Source organism: Psychrobacter sp. CX14, from assembly GCF_057396205.2.
The window spans coordinates 1,018,641-1,036,565 of the sequence record NZ_CM183187.1; the positions used below are offsets into that span (position 1 = coordinate 1,018,641).

At 42.3% G+C, this 17,925-nt stretch carries 17 protein-coding genes; 6 read left to right on the forward strand and 11 right to left on the reverse strand.

The features are described 5' to 3' along the window. Positions 1-26: 26 nt before the first annotated feature. Positions 27-899, reverse strand: a complete 873-nt coding sequence (locus AC2SLO_RS04245) for a LysR family transcriptional regulator (RefSeq protein ID WP_486542265.1) — start codon at positions 897-899, stop codon at positions 27-29. Positions 900-1,332: 433 nt separating this feature from the next. On the opposite strand from AC2SLO_RS04245, the gene leuC reads away from it, so the two are divergent. From leuC to AC2SLO_RS04265, 4 genes are all read left to right on the forward strand, one after another. Then, positions 1,333-2,769 (forward strand): 3-isopropylmalate dehydratase large subunit, encoded by a 1,437-nt coding sequence (leuC, locus tag AC2SLO_RS04250; protein WP_486542263.1) that lies wholly within the window; start codon positions 1,333-1,335, stop codon positions 2,767-2,769. A gap of 129 nt (positions 2,770-2,898) precedes the next feature. Further along, positions 2,899-3,549: a 3-isopropylmalate dehydratase small subunit gene (gene leuD / locus AC2SLO_RS04255; protein ID WP_486542261.1), complete on the forward strand. Its 651-nt coding sequence runs from the start codon at positions 2,899-2,901 to the stop codon at positions 3,547-3,549. A 115-nt stretch (positions 3,550-3,664) separates the two neighbouring features. Further along, positions 3,665-4,768 (forward strand): 3-isopropylmalate dehydrogenase, encoded by a 1,104-nt coding sequence (gene leuB, locus AC2SLO_RS04260; protein WP_486542259.1) that lies wholly within the window; start codon positions 3,665-3,667, stop codon positions 4,766-4,768. Between the two features lie 326 nt (positions 4,769-5,094). After that, the gene (locus AC2SLO_RS04265) at positions 5,095-6,159 is read left to right on the forward strand and encodes a L,D-transpeptidase family protein (protein WP_486542257.1); all 1,065 of its coding nucleotides are present in this window, start codon (positions 5,095-5,097) and stop codon (positions 6,157-6,159) included. A gap of 264 nt (positions 6,160-6,423) precedes the next feature. Here the strand turns inward: AC2SLO_RS04265 and infA are convergent, their stop codons facing one another. The 5 genes from infA to AC2SLO_RS04290 all read right to left on the reverse strand — a co-directional run bounded on the left by infA (position 6,424) and on the right by AC2SLO_RS04290 (position 10,865). Continuing rightward, positions 6,424-6,648, reverse strand: coding sequence for a translation initiation factor IF-1 (gene infA / locus AC2SLO_RS04270; protein WP_011961149.1), 225 nt, complete (start codon positions 6,646-6,648; stop codon positions 6,424-6,426). A 149-nt stretch (positions 6,649-6,797) separates the two neighbouring features. Then, positions 6,798-7,628, reverse strand: a complete 831-nt coding sequence (truA, locus tag AC2SLO_RS04275; protein WP_486542281.1) for a tRNA pseudouridine(38-40) synthase TruA — start codon at positions 7,626-7,628, stop codon at positions 6,798-6,800. 125 nt (positions 7,629-7,753) lie between these two features. Then, positions 7,754-8,845, reverse strand: a complete 1,092-nt coding sequence (locus AC2SLO_RS04280) for an asparaginase (protein WP_486542254.1) — start codon at positions 8,843-8,845, stop codon at positions 7,754-7,756. A gap of 175 nt (positions 8,846-9,020) precedes the next feature. After that, a complete protein-coding gene (locus AC2SLO_RS04285) occupies positions 9,021-10,316 on the reverse strand; it encodes a FimV/HubP family polar landmark protein (protein ID WP_486542252.1) in 1,296 nt (431 codons plus the stop codon). A 117-nt stretch (positions 10,317-10,433) separates the two neighbouring features. Continuing rightward, a complete protein-coding gene (locus AC2SLO_RS04290; protein WP_486542250.1) occupies positions 10,434-10,865 on the reverse strand; it encodes a hypothetical protein in 432 nt (143 codons plus the stop codon). A 446-nt stretch (positions 10,866-11,311) separates the two neighbouring features. On the opposite strand from AC2SLO_RS04290, the gene tgt reads away from it, so the two are divergent. Both tgt and AC2SLO_RS04300 read left to right on the forward strand, forming a co-directional pair. Beyond that, positions 11,312-12,463, forward strand: coding sequence for a tRNA guanosine(34) transglycosylase Tgt (gene tgt, locus AC2SLO_RS04295; protein ID WP_486542248.1), 1,152 nt, complete (start codon positions 11,312-11,314; stop codon positions 12,461-12,463). 220 nt (positions 12,464-12,683) lie between these two features. Next, the gene (locus AC2SLO_RS04300; protein ID WP_486542246.1) at positions 12,684-12,875 is read left to right on the forward strand and encodes a tetratricopeptide repeat protein; all 192 of its coding nucleotides are present in this window, start codon (positions 12,684-12,686) and stop codon (positions 12,873-12,875) included. A 245-nt stretch (positions 12,876-13,120) separates the two neighbouring features. On the opposite strand, the gene msrC is transcribed toward AC2SLO_RS04300, so the two are convergent. The 5 genes from msrC to AC2SLO_RS04325 form a co-directional block, all read right to left on the reverse strand. Then, complete coding sequence (gene msrC / locus AC2SLO_RS04305; protein ID WP_486542244.1) at positions 13,121-13,603, reverse strand: free L-methionine (R)-S-oxide reductase MsrC; 483 nt, start codon at positions 13,601-13,603, stop codon at positions 13,121-13,123. A 156-nt stretch (positions 13,604-13,759) separates the two neighbouring features. Further along, positions 13,760-14,575 carry a hypothetical protein gene (locus AC2SLO_RS04310; protein WP_486542242.1) on the reverse strand — a complete coding sequence of 272 codons (816 nt, stop codon included), beginning with the start codon at positions 14,573-14,575 and terminating at the stop codon, positions 13,760-13,762. A gap of 141 nt (positions 14,576-14,716) precedes the next feature. After that, positions 14,717-15,868, reverse strand: coding sequence for a tRNA preQ1(34) S-adenosylmethionine ribosyltransferase-isomerase QueA (gene queA / locus AC2SLO_RS04315; protein WP_486542240.1), 1,152 nt, complete (start codon positions 15,866-15,868; stop codon positions 14,717-14,719). Between the two features lie 130 nt (positions 15,869-15,998). Next, positions 15,999-17,108: a DNA polymerase IV gene (gene dinB / locus AC2SLO_RS04320; RefSeq protein WP_486542238.1), complete on the reverse strand. Its 1,110-nt coding sequence runs from the start codon at positions 17,106-17,108 to the stop codon at positions 15,999-16,001. Positions 17,109-17,354: 246 nt separating this feature from the next. Further along, a complete protein-coding gene (locus tag AC2SLO_RS04325) occupies positions 17,355-17,864 on the reverse strand; it encodes a PepSY domain-containing protein (protein WP_486542236.1) in 510 nt (169 codons plus the stop codon). Positions 17,865-17,925 lie beyond the last annotated feature (61 nt).

The following is a 17,925-nucleotide window of genomic DNA, read 5'->3' on the forward strand; positions in this document are numbered from 1 at the left end:
TAGCCATGCTTTAAAGACTTTTATGATTAATCGATAGGGGCGAGCATCTGCATTAGGGCATCAACGCTGGCTGAACGGGTTAGACTTGGGTTAATCACCACGCCCAAATAACGCTGCAGCTCAAGGTCATCTGCCATATCAATACAGGCAAGCTCTTGGTTAATTAGGGTCTGCGGTAATACTGACCAGCCGAGTCCGACCGATACCAGCATACGAATCGATTCTAGAGGGTTGGTGGTCATGGTCGCGTAAGGCTTAAGGTTCTGCTTAGCGAATTCTGCTAGGGTAATCTGGCTCGTAAAGGTGTTGGCGGCAGGCAAGATAGCAGAGTAATGTGCCAGTTGCTCTAAAGTTACGGCATTTTTATGTGCAAGGGGTGATAAGGTGCCAGTCACAAAAAACAGCGGATCTGACCATAACGTATGATAGGTTAAGCGCTTGTCATAGACAGGTGGTAGGGTCAAAAAGGCCAAAGACAACTCGCCATCTAATACTGCTTTGTGAGCCGCTTCTGAGTCAACAAAATGCACCTCAAGCTGTACCGATGGATAAGCTTGAATAAACTGCTTTAGAACTGGCGGCAAATGATGTAGACCAATGTGGTGACTGGTACCAATGACCAACTTACCAGAGATTGTTTGCTGTGAATTTTGAATATTTATCTTAAAATTATCATAATCATCTAGCCAACGCTTGGCATGTGGTAGCAGCTCATTTGCAGCCGCAGTCGGCACGATACCGCGGCCTAAGGTATCAAATAAGGTGACCTTAAACTCATCTTCTAAATTCTTGATGCGCTTACTGACAGCAGGCTGAGTGATAAAAAGCTTTTCAGCCGCCCCTGATATACTGCCCGTTTGCATTACGGTAATAAAGGTTGTCAAATTTGTGGTATTCATGGTCAGCCTAAAACAAAAAAAGTGTATGTATGAATTACATATAAGGTAAAGTTTGCTTTATGATAAAAATCATCAATTATTATTATATAACTTAGCTGTTATAATCTCAATAGATAAGAGACACGTTGATTGAAGTTTCAATCTACCGCCCTAACATTAAATCTAATGTCAACCCATAAGAGAGGGTGAATTAAGAAAGCTGCTAAGCTTATAGCAACAGATGCCATTAGTCATATTCCTATTATTATATATAATATTGTTATGAGACATCTGATTATTATTTATATGTTTGCATCAAGCGATTAGTTTTAATTGATTTTTATCATTATCTTTAATAAAACCCTTATTATTCTTTATTATTCAATTTTTTAACCTGCTTTTAGAACACAATATTTAGTTAATTTAATTTTATAAGCCAGCAAGGATACCTTCCATGTCAGCAACAAATTCAAATACTGCAAAAACGCTTTATGACAAGCTTTGGGATGCCCACTTGGTGAGCAAACGCGATGACGGTTCAAGTCTTATTTATATCGATCGTCATTTATTACACGAAGTAACCAGTCCTCAGGCTTTTGAAGGTCTAGCATTGGCTAATCGTGAGCCTTGGCGCTTGTCTGCTAATATCGCAACTCCAGACCATAACGTACCGACTGTGCGTAAAGAGCGTTTAGAAGGTGTTAAAGGCATTAAGGACGAGATTTCTCGTTTACAAGTAAAAACGCTTGATGACAACTGTGCCAAATTTAATATCGCTGAATTCACCATCAATGATGTGCGTCAAGGTATTGTGCACGTTGTGGGTCCAGAGCAAGGCTTAGTGTTACCAGGTATGACGGTTGTTTGTGGTGATTCACACACGGCAACTCATGGTGCATTGGGCTGCTTGGCTCATGGTATTGGTACCTCTGAGGTTGAGCATGTATTGGCGACTCAGTGTTTGGTACAGAAAAAGTCTAAAAATATGCTAATTCGCGTTAATGGTGAGCTTGGCGAGGGCGTAACTGCTAAAGATGTGGTATTAGCGATTATTGCTAAGATTGGCACAGCAGGCGGTACGGGTTACGCAATTGAGTTCGCTGGTGATGTGTTCGAAAACATGAGCATGGAAGGCCGTATGACTGTATGTAATATGGCGATTGAAGCGGGTGCTCGCGTGGGTATGGTTGCTGTCGATCAGACTACCATCGATTATGTTAAAGGCCGTCCATTTGCGCCAACGGGTGCAGAGTGGGAGCAAGCAGTTGAATACTGGAATACGCTACACTCAGATGCAGACGCTCATTTTGATGCAATTATTGAAATTGACGGTAGCGAGATTGCACCACAGGTTTCTTGGGGTACCTCTCCTGAGATGGTCGTGGATGTGACTGATAATGTACCAACACTTGATCAAGCTCAAGACGAGATTCAAGCCGAAGCCTGGGAGCGTGCGTATCAGTATATGGGCTTAACTGCTGGTCAGCCGATTACTGATATTAAATTAGACCGTATCTTTATCGGTTCATGCACCAACTCGCGTATTGAAGATTTGCGTTCAGCGGCATCAGTGATTAAAGGCCGTAAAGTCGCCGATAACATCAAAGAGGCGATTGTGGTTGCCGGCTCTGGACAAGTGAAGCAGCAAGCAGAAGAAGAAGGACTTGATAAGGTCTTTATCGAAGCGGGTTTTGAGTGGCGTGAGCCAGGTTGTTCAATGTGCTTGGCGATGAATGCCGATAAATTAGAGCCAGGTGAGCAGTGTGCATCAACCTCAAACCGTAACTTTGAGGGTCGCCAAGGTAATGGCGGTCGCACCCATTTGGTAAGCCCAGCAATGGCAACAGCGGCAGCATTGGCTGGTCACTTTGTGGATGTGCGTCACTTTTAATAATACGCCTAGTGATTTGCAGACACTTAGCGGTTTGCAAAGAGTCCTCATTAGTCGCTAGTCATATTTGCACCCATTGACCCAATATAGACGCTCTCTTCTCGACCATTTTTAAGGAATATATTTATTATGCAAGCTTATAATATTCAAACTGGTATTGTTTGTCCGCTTGACCGCTCAAACGTAGATACTGACCAAATTATTGCCAAGCAGTTTTTGAAGTCAATCAAGCGCACCGGCTTTGGTGTGAACTTGTTTGATGATTGGCGCTATTTAGATGAAGGGTATCCAGGTCAAGACCCGTCAACACGTGTGATTAATCCAGACTTTGTATTAAATAAACCACGTTATAAAGGTGCTAATATTTTACTTGCCCGTAAAAACTTTGGCTGTGGTTCAAGCCGTGAGCATGCGCCTTGGGCATTATCAGAATATGGCTTTCGTACGATTATTGCACCAAGCTTTGCTGATATCTTCTATAACAACTGCTTTAAAAATGGCATGTTGCCAATCGTACTGACCGAAGAACAAGTAGATGAGTTGTTCGAGAAATGCTTTGCTAATGAGGGCTATGAGCTAACAGCAGATCTTGAGCGTCAAGTGGTCATTGCACCAGATGGTACTGAGTATCCGTTTGAAGTTGACGAGTTTCGTAAGCACTGCTTGTTAAACGGTCTTGACGACATTGGTTTGACCTTGCAGCAAAGCGATGCGATTAAAGAGTATGAAACCAAGATGCTACAAAAGACCCCATGGATATTTAAAGACGTTAAAGCGTAAAGGTTATTTATATTAAAATAACTAAGCAAAATTAAAATGACTAAGCAAAACGATATAAATCGCAAATTGCTCGATAATTTCCCCATTTAAAAGAATATTATTTAGGAATAAAAACATGGCAACCGTATTAACGTTAGCAGGTGATGGTATTGGTCCTGAGATTATGACTCAGGCCGTGGATGTTTTAAAAGCAGTCAATGATAAGTTTGACTTAGGTATTACCTCAGAAGCGGCTGATATTGGCGGCGTTGCTATTGATAATTATGGCGTGCCTCTGCCTGATGAGACGTTAGATAAAGCGCGTAAAGCGGATGCAGTGTTGTTAGGCGCTGTTGGTGGCCCTAAGTGGGATGGTATTGAGCGCAGTATTCGTCCAGAGCGCGGTTTGCTTAAGATTCGTAGTGAACTGGGTTTGTTCGCTAATCTACGTGTCGCTAAGCTGTATCCGCAACTAGCAAATGCATCAAGTATTAAGTCTGAGATTATCTCTGGTTTAGATTTGCTGATTGTACGTGAATTGACAGGTGGTATTTATTTCGGTGAGCCGCGCGGCATCCGTACATTAGATAATGGTGAGCAGCAAGGCTATAACACCATGGTTTATAAGACCTCAGAGATTGAGCGTATTGGTAAAGTGGCGTTTGATTTGGCGCAAGTGCGTGCCAAAGCCAATGGCACACCGGCAAAGATTTGCTCCGTGGACAAAGCCAATGTGCTTGAAGTGACGGAGCTTTGGAAGCAGACCATGATTAAGTTGCAAGAGTCTGAGTATCCAGATGTGGCCTTAAGCCATATGTACGCTGATAATGCGTGTATGCAGCTGATTAAAAACCCTAAGCAGTTCGATGTGATGGTTACAGGTAATATGTTCGGGGATATCTTGTCTGATGAAGCTGCGATGTTGACCGGCTCAATCGGCATGCTGCCTTCAGCAAGCTTGGATGCGCAAGGTAAAGGTATGTACGAGCCGTGTCACGGCAGTGCGCCAGATATCGCTGGTCAGGATAAGGCTAACCCATTGGCGACTATCTTATCCGTTGCGATGATGCTGCGTTATACCTTTAAGCATGAAGCGTCAGCCGCTGCGATTGAACAAGCGGTTAGCGATGTATTAGACGATGGCCTACGTACAGGCGATATCATGGACAGCTCTGAGGCAGGCCTCAAAATGGTTGGCTGTAAAGAGATGGGTCAAGCGGTACTTGCCAAACTGCAATAAGCCAAGCGATACATCGTTAAGGCTCAAAGCACAAGGCCATAAAAATTCAAAACGCATTACACTCTTTAAGAGTCTGATGCGTTTTTTTACGTTCAGATATACATAAGTTAGCATATCTTAACTTTTATGCCGTTCAAAGCATCTTACTTAATAGGTAATATAGACATCACACAATAAGAAGAACATCTAGCAGGGCAAACGGTTTTAACTTTTAACTTTTAATTTTTAGCTATAGGTCAATACTGCCAATTGAATAACGATAAGACTACTAGAACCAAGCGCCTGATTTAACCATTCATATTGTATTAATTTGAGGATATCTAATAATGACTTTGCAAACGCATACTCCCTTCGGGCTAACCAAAAAAATGACTGCACTGGCTTGTGCGATCTTATTATCTACTGGCGCAATCGCTGAAACTGGTGTAAGCCAAAAGTTAGAGGGCAGCGGTGAGGTAAAAAGCACCTTGAATAAGGTATTACCTACGCTTAAATACTCTACCGACAATTTATCTAGCACCGCTAAAAAAGTAAATAGCAGTAACTGGAAGTCAGGTACTAAGTTAAATCAAACCATTGGCACCAAAGTACAAGCCATGCTTAACTGGAATCATCATGGTGTGGGTGCTATTGATGGTAAGTGGGGCAAGAACACACGCAAAGCGATGCAGGCATTCCAACAAGCCAATGGGTTGTCAGTGACTAATAACTTAAACCAAGAGACATGGAATGCATTGACTAATAACAGTGAATTGGCCAATCAACCTGTGTTGGTTAATTACACGTTGACAGATGATGATGTGAATTTTAAGACTACTAAGATTCCGGCAGGTGCAGAAGCCAAAGGGGAGCTTGAAGGCATGTATTATGAAAGCATTCCAGAGGGCCTAGCTGAGAAATTCCATATGGATATGCAGTATCTTAAACAGCTAAATCCAGGTAAAAGCTTTAAAGCAGGCGAGACCATCACGGTATATAACCCAGGCAATCCAAATACCGCTGCAGTCAGCCGAGTGGTTGCTAAAAAGAGCAATCAAACTCTATATGCCTATGATAAGGACGGCAATTTAGTCGCGACTTACCCCACTACTGTGGGCAGCACCGCGACACCATCGCCTTCAGGTACACATGAGGTAAAAGTAAAGGTCCATGAGCCAAACTATACCTATACTGGGGATGATGGTAGCAAAACTATTATTCCACCAGGTCCGAACAATCCAGTTGGTATGGTGTGGATTGGTTTAACCAAACCGTCATATGGTATTCATGGTTCACCAGATCCTGAGCGTATCAGCCGTCAAGCCTCTGCAGGCTGTGTCCGTCTTACTAACTGGGATGCGCTAGCCTTATTTGGTACAATTGACGATGATGCGACAGTAGAATTTGAATAAGCCAATTTGATTGCTATTGTCAGACTATATCGTTAATGATCCGCTATACAATAAAATGGTCCTACTTTAAAAGTAGGGCCGTTTTATTTGGGTGCTTTTTTTAATAAGCAAGTTTTAATAATTAAGCTTAAGCCTGACCGATTAAGAGAGCCGTTAAGAATTATACACGCAAAAAAGCCGCTTACTAAGCGGCTTTTTCTATAGTGATAAGATAATCAGCTGTTTGACACCTGTTATCTTATCAACTCAACGTAGAGCAGACGATTAAGTCTTGCCACGGTAAGTGATACGACCTTTAGTTAGGTCATAAGGCGTCATTTCAACTTTAACTTTATCGCCTGTTAAGATACGAATATAGTGTTTACGCATCTTACCTGAGATATGGGCAATGATTTCATGACCATTCTCTAGGCGCACTTTAAAAAGCGTGTTTGGAAGGGTATCGATGACTTCGCCTTCAAATTCAATAATGTCGTCTTTTTTTGCCATAATTATTTGGGTTAACCCGTTTAATAGAATTGTAGGTCATTATTATACGCAAATAGCGCCAATTTAGCAAACTAGCACTGTGTATGCTTCCTGTTATGCCCTGTAAGCATAGGGCAAGTAGAGATGTTTTACATACAACCTGCTAACCATTAAGGCGACTCTGCCAAGTTTAACCACTGCGGTGTCAGCGGCAGCTCAGGTAATAGCTTTTGCAAATGCTCAGGATAGTAGGCATTAATAAAGTACAGACCATCAGGAGAAGCAGTCGGCGGTGCGATAGTACGGTCCTTGGCTTCGAGGATGCGTAGGTAATCTTCTGGTTGTAGCTCACCTTTGCCAATGGCAAATAACGTACCCATCAAATTGCGAACCATGTGATGCAAAAACCCATCGGCTTGAATATCAAAGACAATAAACTGCCCATGCTCAAACAGTTTGGCATGGTGAATATTGCGCACCGGCTGATTAGACTGACAGGCAGCAGCTCTAAAGCTACTAAAGTCATGCTCACCAACAATATAAGCTGCCGCTTGCTGCATCAATGCTAAATCGAGTGGCTCATGAATGTGTGTTACTAAGTGATTGAGCATGGCAGGGCGCTGCGGCTGATTGAGGGTAATATAACGATAACGGCGAGCAATGGCACCAAAGCGGGCATGGAACTCATCTGGCATAGGCTGTATCCAGCGGATCGCCACATCATCAGGCAATAGACTATTAGCACCGCGTAGCCAGTTATAGATACCGCGCTTGGCACTGGTAGTAAAGTGCGCCATCATGTTGCCGCCATGTACACCCGCATCGGTGCGTCCTGCCGCAACGACTTCGACAGACTCATTGGCAATTTTACTAAGCGCCTCTTCAATCACTTGCTGCACACACAGTACTTCTTGTTGTCGCTGCCAGCCATGATAGTTTGAGCCATTAAACTCAATACCTAGGGCGTAAGTTTGTGTGGGCTTCTCAGAAGGTGCGTCCATAGAGGTTTGTGCTGCTGCTTGGGTCTCAGATGTCATGTGTATTGCCAAATGCTATTGATGGAATGATGGAAGGTTTAATTTGAATAAAGGCGTGCAGATTAATATCAATGCGAGCGTTTATTGAACTATTGCTGGGTCACGCTATAACGCCAACGTTGTCTGCGGCGGGTAGGTGTGTTATAGGCAAGGTGCAGCCACATTAAGCGCGCATATACCGCTGGAATAGTGAGTCTGCCGGCAGAGAGAACATGATGTTCATATTGCCAACTGCCTGCTGCATACGCTTCGCTAACCCCGCCGTAAGGGCACTGGGTAGTACAAACCAATATATGCCCATGTCGATAGAGGTCGTCCATGGTACTGGCAATGACTTTGCTAAAGGGAATATTGCCGGCACCAAAGCCAATTAAAATCACGCCACAAGGTGGCAAGTTCAGTAAGTTCTTTAGCTGGGTTACCATCCAATCAACGTTATTAGGTACGCAGTAAAGGGTAGCAACGACCGCTTCGCGCGCGTTATCTAATACGGGAGCTAAGTTATCTTGAGCATCTGAAATCCAGTTATTGCGCCTAGCGGTAGGCAAGGATTTGACATAACTAGTCGCCGGATATCCGGCACGGCTGTGTCCGGTAAAGGCCATTAAGTCATGGCTGTGGATTTTTTGCACGGTTTGAGCCGGCCAAGATTCTCCGGCAAAGGTGATGTAGACACCAGATTCACCATACGCAGATAAACCTATGGCCTCAGATAAATTGCCCCAAGCATCGCTATTGGGATCGATGCTGTAATTATGAATGTCGTCGGCATCGAATAACGGGCGCATACTAGCCGTTAGAATCACACAAATGTCAGAGCCGGCGAAGGCCTCTGCCAGAAATGACCCGAGATAGCTTAAGGTGTCGGTTCCGGTGATTAATACAAATTGCCTGTGACCTTTGGCATAACGGTTCAGAATAAGCTGATAAAAATGCGCCAAATCTTGCGGCGATAGCTGGCTACTGTCCTTCACGCAACTATTTTGCAACACCTCAATATTCGGAGTGATATTTTGATGAACTTTATCCATCAACAGCGGTAAGAAGGTTGTTGCGGGTAGAGCAGCCAAAGGTTTGCCATAGCTACCAAAAGTACCACCGGCATAAATCAGCTGTATCTTATTAGGATTGGCTTGATCGTGGAGATTGGCTGTCGAATCTGAGCGATGTGTTGAGGTCATATTAGATATCTGGCTCTTATTATTTAAGGCTAAATCGTATTTGTGTTTGCAGCGTGCAGGCTAGCCTAACAGTATACCGCTTCTAAGCCGAGACTAAAATACAAAAGGCACCAAGTGATAACCTGATGCCTTTTCAAAAGAAGTTTGCCTATGAGGTTTGCCTATTTAGTGATTTTTAATATAAGCGGTCGAGTACCTCTTGTGCATTCTGCTTCTGCGCTGCTGTAGCATTATCAGACAAAATAACTTCTCTTACCAAACGTTTAGCGCTGTCATACTCACCGACTTCTAAGTATTTATGAGCTAGATCTAACGTCAGCTGTGCATTATCAATCTGCTTAACAAAGTCAAAGGCAGGCATTGACTCGCTTTCGCTTGTCGTATCGTCGTTTACCTGTTTTGCGTCTTGAGAATCACTTTGACCCGCTGTCTCATTAACCTGTGAGTCTATGTCAGCTGGCAGGCTAGAAACTAAGTCGTTAGCTGCTGCGTTATCAGATTCGCGGCTTTCAGTTGAAGCGGTATCTGTTAAAGAGCTATCAGTTTTTAATGGTGACTTCTGACTCTCTTCATTATCTACGATGTAACGATTGCTAGTGACCTGTGTGTCTTCACTAATCTCTGGCGCTGCTGCCGGCTTAATAGTAATGGTATGTGTTTTTGATTCTGAGCGTGATACGTCATCAACTTTAGATTCCGTTTTCACATCCGATTTCGATGTTGGCTCAGGTTTTGCCTCTATATCATCTAATTTGGCTTCTGTCTTATCAACTCGCTTAGCAGCAACTACGATAGGCTGCTCAGCATCAGTTTTCGGTTGTTCAACGTCAGTGTTGGTTTCAGCTTCAGTGACAGGTTTAGCCTTGGTTTCGGCTAAGGTATTGGCCGAATTATCAATAGTAATCGGTGCTTCTGGTTTAGCAGCTGTGTTGGTTTTGATTGGTTTAAAGGTTGCTTTAGACAAAGAAGGTTGATTACGCGTATCTGTTTTAGCAGTATCGTCATCTGAAACGATTGCTTTATGAGCGGTATCTGTTTGTTTAACCTCAGCCGTCTTAGACTTATCTACTTTAGGCTCGTCAATAGCTTTAGTCGCAGCTTTTTCTGGCTGTAAATCTTTAGGTGTGTTCTCTAGTGTAGTCACAGGCGCAGTAGAAGAGGCTAAGACATCCTTCTTATCTACTGCCTTTGCAGCCGATTGCTCTAGGTTTTGGTCTGTTGGTTTTTCTGCTAACGGCGCCTGATTTTTTAGATTCTCAGGTAAGCTGTCTGCTGTAGCCTTGGCAATAGGTTCGTTTGCTTCTGGATTATGTAAGTAGTTATTCTCTCTTATTTTAGCAGGCTCAGGCGGCAGCTCATGCTTGCCTTGTTTACTTGGCATGGCGCCGCCGTCATTATGACGCGAAATGATATAGGCGAGGATTGCGATTAGGGCAATTAAAATAAAAACGATGGTAATCTTTAACAGCATAAAATGGTCCTCACCTTTAAATTGTATGTCATCATAATATAAGTAGTGATGTGAGATAAGTAAAATAGATTAAGTCAATGTTAGGCGGCTTATGATTTTAATAATAGGGTCTGGCGGTTATTCTTTAGCAAAATTTGGCAAATTGTCTGATAAATAATAGGGCAAACTGTTGTTGTTTTTATTAAAAGACTCAGTCGTTGGCATCATTGGCGGTACTGTATTAAATAGAAATAGTGGCTGAAAGCGCTGATGATTTGATACATCTTTAATAGATGGCTTTAAGTCTTTAATAAAAACGGGCATTTTATTGGCTGCTAATAGATTCAGCGGTGTGTATTCCCCTTTGTTAGACAGCGTATTGAACGAGCCGGTAGAAGACGTATTATTAAATAGGGGAGGCAGAGTCTGGTTGTTTATCAAACTTAAAGCAGTAAAATTATTTGAAGAGGTACCAAGTGTTGGCAGGGCGTGGCTTTCGATAGTTTGGGTCTTTAATACGCTAAAAGCAGAGGGTGTCTGGGCTATAGGTGCTAAAGATATATTTGCCATAGCAGACACATTAACGAGCAATAACAGTGACATGCCTAAGGTTGTTGCGAACGCGGGGCGCTGCTTACGAATGCATATCATGTCAGAACTATTCCCTGTAAAATAAACGGTCATTTATGGCAGCATTGATATACACGATTTATGCCTCATAAATAAGGTATGAAGTCGAGTGATTATCGCAGTGCTACCGCTTTTATACCAAAGTAAACAAACGATTACTAGCTAATTCTATGATTAGCCGTTAATGGGTAGTTTGGTGAGCGTAACAATTATACCCAATAGCCACCCTCAATTATTCCAGCAATGTTATAATTCACGTTATTGATTAACGCCGATTTGTTTCATTGAGCGCATTAGTACAAATCAACCGAATCACGACTTCCTTTGGCTTGAGCACTATCTAGTTTTTATCCTATTTTTAAATCTATTTATTCAGAGTTAATTCTATGCAATTTACCCTACACAAAACCGCAGCGGGCGAATCACGTGCGCGCCGAGGCACCGTCCATTTGGCTCACGGTGATATTCGAACTCCAGCCTTTATGCCAGTCGGTACTTATGGCACCGTAAAAGGCATGCTACCACGTGATATAGAGGACATTGGTGCCGACATTATCTTGGGCAATACCTTCCATTTATGGCTGCGTCCTGGTACGGATATTATCGATAAGTTCGGTGGTTTGCATCAGTTTATGAACTGGGATAAGCCTATTTTGACAGACTCAGGCGGCTTCCAAGTATTCAGCCTAGGTGCAATGCGTAAAATCACCGAAGAAGGCGTGGCATTTAAATCACCGATTGATGGCGCTAAAGTGTTTTTATCGCCTGAAAAATCAATGCAAATCCAGTACTCATTAAACTCAGATATTGTGATGCAGTTTGATGAATGTACGCCTTATCCTGCGACCTTTGGTGAAGCACAAAAATCACTAGAGCTATCGTTACGTTGGGGTCAGCGCTGCGTCGATGAGCACAACAAACTGGGCAATACCAATGCCTTATTCGGGATTGTGCAGGGCAGTATGTATGAAGACCTGCGTCGTCAATCTATGGAGGGCTTGTTAAAGATTGGCTTTGATGGTTACGCCATTGGTGGCCTGTCAGTAGGCGAGCCTAAAGATGAGATGATCGGGGTATTAAATTATATGCCAGCGATCATGCCAGCGGACAAACCGCGCTATTTAATGGGAGTGGGCAAGCCAGAAGATATCTTAGAAGCGGTACGACGCGGCGTGGATATGTTTGACTGCGTGATGCCAACTCGAAACGCCCGTAATGGTCATTATTTTGTGACTGGCAATGAAGAGAACCAAGGCGTGGTGCGTATTCGCAACAGTCAATACCGTGAAGATACAGGTCCACTTGACCCAGAATGCGACTGCTACTGCTGCCAAAACTTCAGCCGTGCTTATCTTTATCATTTAAACAAATGCAAAGAAATGCTGGGCGCACAATTAGCGACTATTCATAACCTACGTTATTATCAGCGCTTGATGCAAGGCATTCGTGATGCGATTGATAACGACACTTTCGATGAGTTTGTGGCTGATTTTTATCACAAACGTGGTCAAGAAGTTCCGGCTTTAGAGCTTGAATAGTCTTTAATATTTAGTCATTCAAGTCTTAGGCAGTTGCTTGAGAGTAAAAGCGAGATTGGCTTAGCCAGTCTCGCTTTTTTTGCGCTTATAATGTATTAAAATACAAGTATTTTTGGTTCTGCTTTATCTATATTTTGAGTCAATTAATAACATTCTAAGCTCATACTATTGATATAGCATCTGTGTATGATACATAATTTTTTAAATGTTAAGGGTGGGTATGACTTTAACTAATGCAATTCAGAAAGAAGCCGAATTGGGTAATGCAGATGCCCAATTTAAACTTGGATTAATGTATGGCACTGGTCAAAGCGTCGAGAAAAATCTGACACACTCATTTAAATGGCTACAAGCGGCTGCAAACCAGAAGCATGTAGAAGCGCAATTTTATCTTGCTGTCTTATATGAATAAGGCATCGGCGTTAATCAAGATTATGTAACAGCTGCATCCTTGTTACAACAAAGCTGTGATAATGGATTTAACTTGGCATGTATAGAACTAGATGAAAGCAAGTGACGTTTTTAAGACTGGTAACGAATTGTTTAAGTGCTTATATTCAATGCAGTGATCGTCAGCTTTCTATCGCCTATCTAGATAAAGTATTTAAAATCTTAAAAAAGACAAAGTTGCCATGAACTTCATCTTTTTTATAGAGATTACTTCAACAACTCAACCAACTTCTCCAAATACTCACCATCTACGTTATCAAACGTCGCCAACTTATCTGAATCGATATCCAATACCGCAACAACCTCACCGTCTTGATTTTTCACCGGAACCACTATCTCTGACTGTGATAATGATGAGCAAGCAATGTGGTTCGGATGCGCATTCACATCATCGACGATTTGGGTCTCGCCGGTTGCCCAAACTTCACCGCAAACCCCTTTGCCATAATCAATACGAGTACAGGCTAGAGGGCCTTGAAATGGCGCAAGAATAAGCTGATTCGATGCAGTATCAACGCGATAAAAGCCAATCCAAAACCAGCCAAAGGTATCTTTTAATAACGCAGTCAGATTAGCCATATTGGCAATTAAATCACTTTCATTACTAATGATAGATTCGGCTTGTTTGAGCAAAAGGTTATATGTTTCAGTTTTATTGTCCATTGAATTAATGGGAGTAATCTTGTGCATCCTATTATTCTCATTTGTTAAATTGCGCTAATTAAATAAGAAAAGCGATTTTATTATTTTATAAATAAACGCTATCAGCATAAAGGCGTGTACAAAAAAATCTCAAACCTATTCTAGAATTTGAGATTTTAATGTTTAGTTAAGTGATTAGGATGATTATTTATTAAATCCCAGCTTAAGAACCCTCATTTCTTTAGTTTTGTTATCGTTAGTACCTACTAATATAAAAGTATTATTCAAAACATAGGTGACGCCGTGGAAACGATCAGTACTTGGGCACCCTGTACCGAAGAAGTGACCATCGTAATCATAAAACTTGATGTCATAATTGTTGTCTATTATGGAGCCCTCAAAACGACAGTTTTGAGAATAGTTAAGATTTAGGCTTTTACGATTGGCATCTGTTGTGTTGCTGATAGTCATAGAAGATATATTGTTTTTGAAAGCTACTTGGGAAATTGCGCCAGTGTAAGTCCCGCTAAAGTCATTTAATGGTAAACCGTTAAAATCTATATAGGATAGGGTGTAAGCTTTCTTATCAAGACTTGTATTAGTATTGGTTAGATCAAATACGATACTTTGTTTTGGTGTATGGTTGGCAGTAGCAGAATAATTACGAATAGTACTAATAAGATCAGCATCATCGAACTCAGTGACTTGAGTTGAAATAACCTTATCTTGGAGAGTAAGTTCTCCACTATAAACACTAAAAACTTCTTTGTTGTAGGCAGTCGTATTTCCTATGTAGTTATTGAAGCTACCGAAATATTCTCCATTAGGTTTAACCAACATGGTTAATACAAGTTCATCTCCATTGTCAGCTTGCACGATACTTTCATAATACCCTTGTATATTTTTAGGTGAGGCCGGATTAGCTACTTTAGTAGTAGGACTTGAATCAGATGAATCACCACCACAAGCGGTTAAAGCAGTGGCTAACATAAGGGTCGTGATTTTAATATAAGGGTTCATAAGTATTCTCGTTTTATTTTACATAGACTTAAGAATATATTGCTGGTTTAAACTTTAGTGAGTTAGATTCACCTGAAATAAACATATTATTAACGTGATTAATACATTATAAGACATAGATATTCTTGTTGCCAATAGTAATTATGACCTCAGACGCTCTAAAAGCATCGCATCACCATAGCTAAAGAAGCGGTACTTTTGCTCAATAGCATGTTGATAAGCCTGCTCAATATTAGGTTTGCCAGCAAACGCAGAGACCAGCATTAATAGCGTTGATTTAGGCAAATGAAAGTTGGTTAATAGCATATCAATCACCCCAAACTTAAAGCCAGGATAGATAAAGATATCAGTATCACCCGACCAAGCGGAAACCTCTGCGTTGTCATTGGCAGTCTTTTGATAAGCTGTTTCCAGTACACGGGTAACGGTGGTGCCAATAGCAATCACTTTGTTGCCATTTTTATGCGTCTGATTAATTAAGTCCGCAGTGTCTTGTGGCAGATTGGCATACTCACTGTGCATGGTGTGATTGAGTAAGTTATCGGTTTTGACTGGCGCAAATGTGCCAGCGCCAACATGCAAGGTTACGTAACCGGTGTTAATGCCTTTGTCAGCAAGCTGCTGTAGCACTTTATCATCAAAATGAAGGCTAGCGGTTGGCGCCGCCACGCTGGCTAGCTTGGCTGGGTCATGGAACACAGTTTGATAGCGTACATTATCGGTTTCATCAGCATGACGTTCAAAATACGGCGGGATCGGCAATTCACCATAGTGCTCTAAATCAGGCAGTATTGGATTTTTAAAGCTTAAGATAAATAAGTTCTCATGACGACCTATCATCACACATTCGATATTGCCGTCACCGAGTAACAAAGTCTGCCCAAGTTTTGGCGCTTTGCTAGCACGCACATGACACAGTGCCACATTGTCAAAGGTCTGACCTTCTTCATTGGTCGTAAACTGCACGTCATCGGTTAAACGCTCGACCAATACTTCGACTTTACCGCCGGTGTCTTTTTGACCAAACAGACGTGCTTTCATGACCTTTGTGTCGTTAAACACAATCAAGTCACCCGTGTTTAATAAGTCCGGTAGGTCAGCGAATTGCTTGTCTTGAATGTCAATAGTAGGGCCAGTTTGCGCCGGCAAGTACATTAAGCGTGAGGCGCTGCGCTCAGCCAGTGGATAACGGGCGATGTAGTCATCAGGCAGATTATAGTCATAGTCGTTGACACTCAGATAGCCAGCAGTGTCTGTATGTTGGTCATTTTTTTGATCAGTAGAGTGAGTCATATGCGGTCTTTAATCGATTTAGAGGTATGAGAGATGTAGCCTATATCTAGGCTATCAATAATGGCGGTTAGTTTAACAGAAACGCGGCTTTTTTGAGTCAGTTTGACTAGGTATTGGTTGTATAAACAGGCTATAGACCGAATAAATCAGGCTGATTATTCACAGCGTCCAAGGTGGTAAGGTTAGAATATGTGACCCCAACCAAACGAATAGGTAAATGGCGCGGCGCATCATCAAGCAGTTTGCGTAGCCAGTAATGAGCGGAGTCTGCACTGGGGAAAGGCGTGTGTAGTGTGTGCGAGCGGGTAATTTGGGTGAAGTCTGAATACTTAATTTTAAGGGTAATGGTATGACCTAAGCGCCCCTTTTTAGACAGTTGTTCAAAGGCATCGGCATTTTGTTCAAATATCTGTACCAGCAAGCTTTCAGTATCGCTTAAATTATCGCGAAAGGTAGTCTCAGAGCCGACTGACTTGTGTTTGCGTTCAGACTTAACCGGTCTGGTATCATTACCATGTGCAATCTCTGAATAAAAGCGTCCTCGTTTACCAAATTCATGTACCAAGGTATCTACCGACATGGCTTTTAAGTCTGCACCGTTATATATGCCCATTTCATGCATGCGTTTTGCCGTGGCTTTGCCGATACCATGAAAGCGCTCAATAGGCAGGCTGGATATAAAGCTTTCGGCTTGCTCGGGAGTGATAACGGCAATGCCATTGGGTTTATTAATATCGGAGGCAATTTTGGCAAGCATTTTATTAAAGGATACACCAGCGGATGCTCGTAGCTGCGTCTTTTCATAAATTTGCGCGCGTAGCCAGTTCGCCATTAAAGTGGCTGAGCCATGATGCTCTTTGATACCTGTGACATCAAGATAAGCTTCATCAAGTGATAACGGCTCAACTTTGTCAGTTAAGCTGAGCATAATCTCTCGAATGTCCTGACTCACACTGCGATACACCTCAAATCTTGGTCGTACAAATATAGCCTCAGGGCAACGGCGCTTGGCCTCATAGCAAGACATAGCAGAGCGTACGCCAAACTTGCGTATCTCATAACTTGCAGCCGCGACCACGCCGCGACCACTGGGATCACCGCCCACCACCAAAGGCTTTCCTCTAAGCTCTGGAAAGTCGCGCTGCTCGACACTGGCATAAAACGCATCCATATCTAGATGAATAATTTTACGCTGTGGCGGTGTGGTTTCCTCAGTCGGAGAGGTGAGTGGTTCGCTCATAGGGTTATCATAAACAACGGTGTCATCAAGTCAGTAAAGAGCTAAATTATAGGGGTTTATTCGGGCTGCCTATTTATAGTTGTAGTATATCAGTCTTATACGCTCCACAAAAATTACCCCCTACAGAACCTAGCCTGTAAGGGGTAAATAGCCAATGCGGCTATTGTTTAAACCAGTGGTTGTTACTCATTAAACAATACACAAGTCTTTATTAATCGGTGACTGGTAGTGAGTACATAAATGGGCTTAATCACGCTCCATACTAATGACACGGCCCGTATTGGCATTGACGACCACTTCATATTCTTCGCCGCTACGTACCGTTTTCACTTCATAGACTGGCGTGTTGTTCTTAACATCAAACTCCGCCTCAATGACTCGGCCTTTTGACTGGCGAGCAGCGATTTGTATCGCTTCGGTTAAGTCTACTTTGGCATTATTTAACGATGTATATTTTGCCACTTCGGCACTGTCTAAACGCTTTTGTATGCTGCTATTGACAGCGCCTGTGCGTGCATTGATTTTGACTTCAGATTTGCTCGTGGTAGAGGCAAACGCTACTTCATATTCTGCATCATCATCATCGAACTCAACGCTTTTTAATTTACCTTGCGCTTTTTGCTTGGCAATGCTGATGGCTTTATTAATGCCAATTTGACCTTGAGTGGTGGCACTTTGTGTGGTCGCTGCAACACTTGGTGCCACTGCGCCAAAGGTTAATAATACTGACGTTGCTAATACTGATAAGGTTTTCATAGTGAACTCCTTAAATACTGATAAATCATATAAATCTTGATGTTCTGATATTAAGTATTTC

Coding starts and splice junctions, on each gene's coding strand:
- AC2SLO_RS04245 (WP_486542265.1), bottom strand. CDS start 899: ATGAATACCACAAATTTGACAACCTTTATTACCGTAATGCAAACGGGC.
- leuC (WP_486542263.1), top strand. CDS start 1,333: ATGTCAGCAACAAATTCAAATACTGCAAAAACGCTTTATGACAAGCTT.
- leuD (WP_486542261.1), top strand. CDS start 2,899: ATGCAAGCTTATAATATTCAAACTGGTATTGTTTGTCCGCTTGACCGC.
- leuB (WP_486542259.1), top strand. CDS start 3,665: ATGGCAACCGTATTAACGTTAGCAGGTGATGGTATTGGTCCTGAGATT.
- AC2SLO_RS04265 (WP_486542257.1), top strand. CDS start 5,095: ATGACTTTGCAAACGCATACTCCCTTCGGGCTAACCAAAAAAATGACT.
- infA (WP_011961149.1), bottom strand. CDS start 6,648: ATGGCAAAAAAAGACGACATTATTGAATTTGAAGGCGAAGTCATCGAT.
- truA (WP_486542281.1), bottom strand. CDS start 7,628: ATGGACGCACCTTCTGAGAAGCCCACACAAACTTACGCCCTAGGTATT.
- AC2SLO_RS04280 (WP_486542254.1), bottom strand. CDS start 8,845: ATGACCTCAACACATCGCTCAGATTCGACAGCCAATCTCCACGATCAA.
- AC2SLO_RS04285 (WP_486542252.1), bottom strand. CDS start 10,316: ATGCTGTTAAAGATTACCATCGTTTTTATTTTAATTGCCCTAATCGCA.
- AC2SLO_RS04290 (WP_486542250.1), bottom strand. CDS start 10,865: ATGGCAAATATATCTTTAGCACCTATAGCCCAGACACCCTCTGCTTTT.
- tgt (WP_486542248.1), top strand. CDS start 11,312: ATGCAATTTACCCTACACAAAACCGCAGCGGGCGAATCACGTGCGCGC.
- AC2SLO_RS04300 (WP_486542246.1), top strand. CDS start 12,684: ATGACTTTAACTAATGCAATTCAGAAAGAAGCCGAATTGGGTAATGCA.
- msrC (WP_486542244.1), bottom strand. CDS start 13,603: ATGCACAAGATTACTCCCATTAATTCAATGGACAATAAAACTGAAACA.
- AC2SLO_RS04310 (WP_486542242.1), bottom strand. CDS start 14,575: ATGAACCCTTATATTAAAATCACGACCCTTATGTTAGCCACTGCTTTA.
- queA (WP_486542240.1), bottom strand. CDS start 15,868: ATGACTCACTCTACTGATCAAAAAAATGACCAACATACAGACACTGCT.
- dinB (WP_486542238.1), bottom strand. CDS start 17,108: ATGAGCGAACCACTCACCTCTCCGACTGAGGAAACCACACCGCCACAG.
- AC2SLO_RS04325 (WP_486542236.1), bottom strand. CDS start 17,864: ATGAAAACCTTATCAGTATTAGCAACGTCAGTATTATTAACCTTTGGC.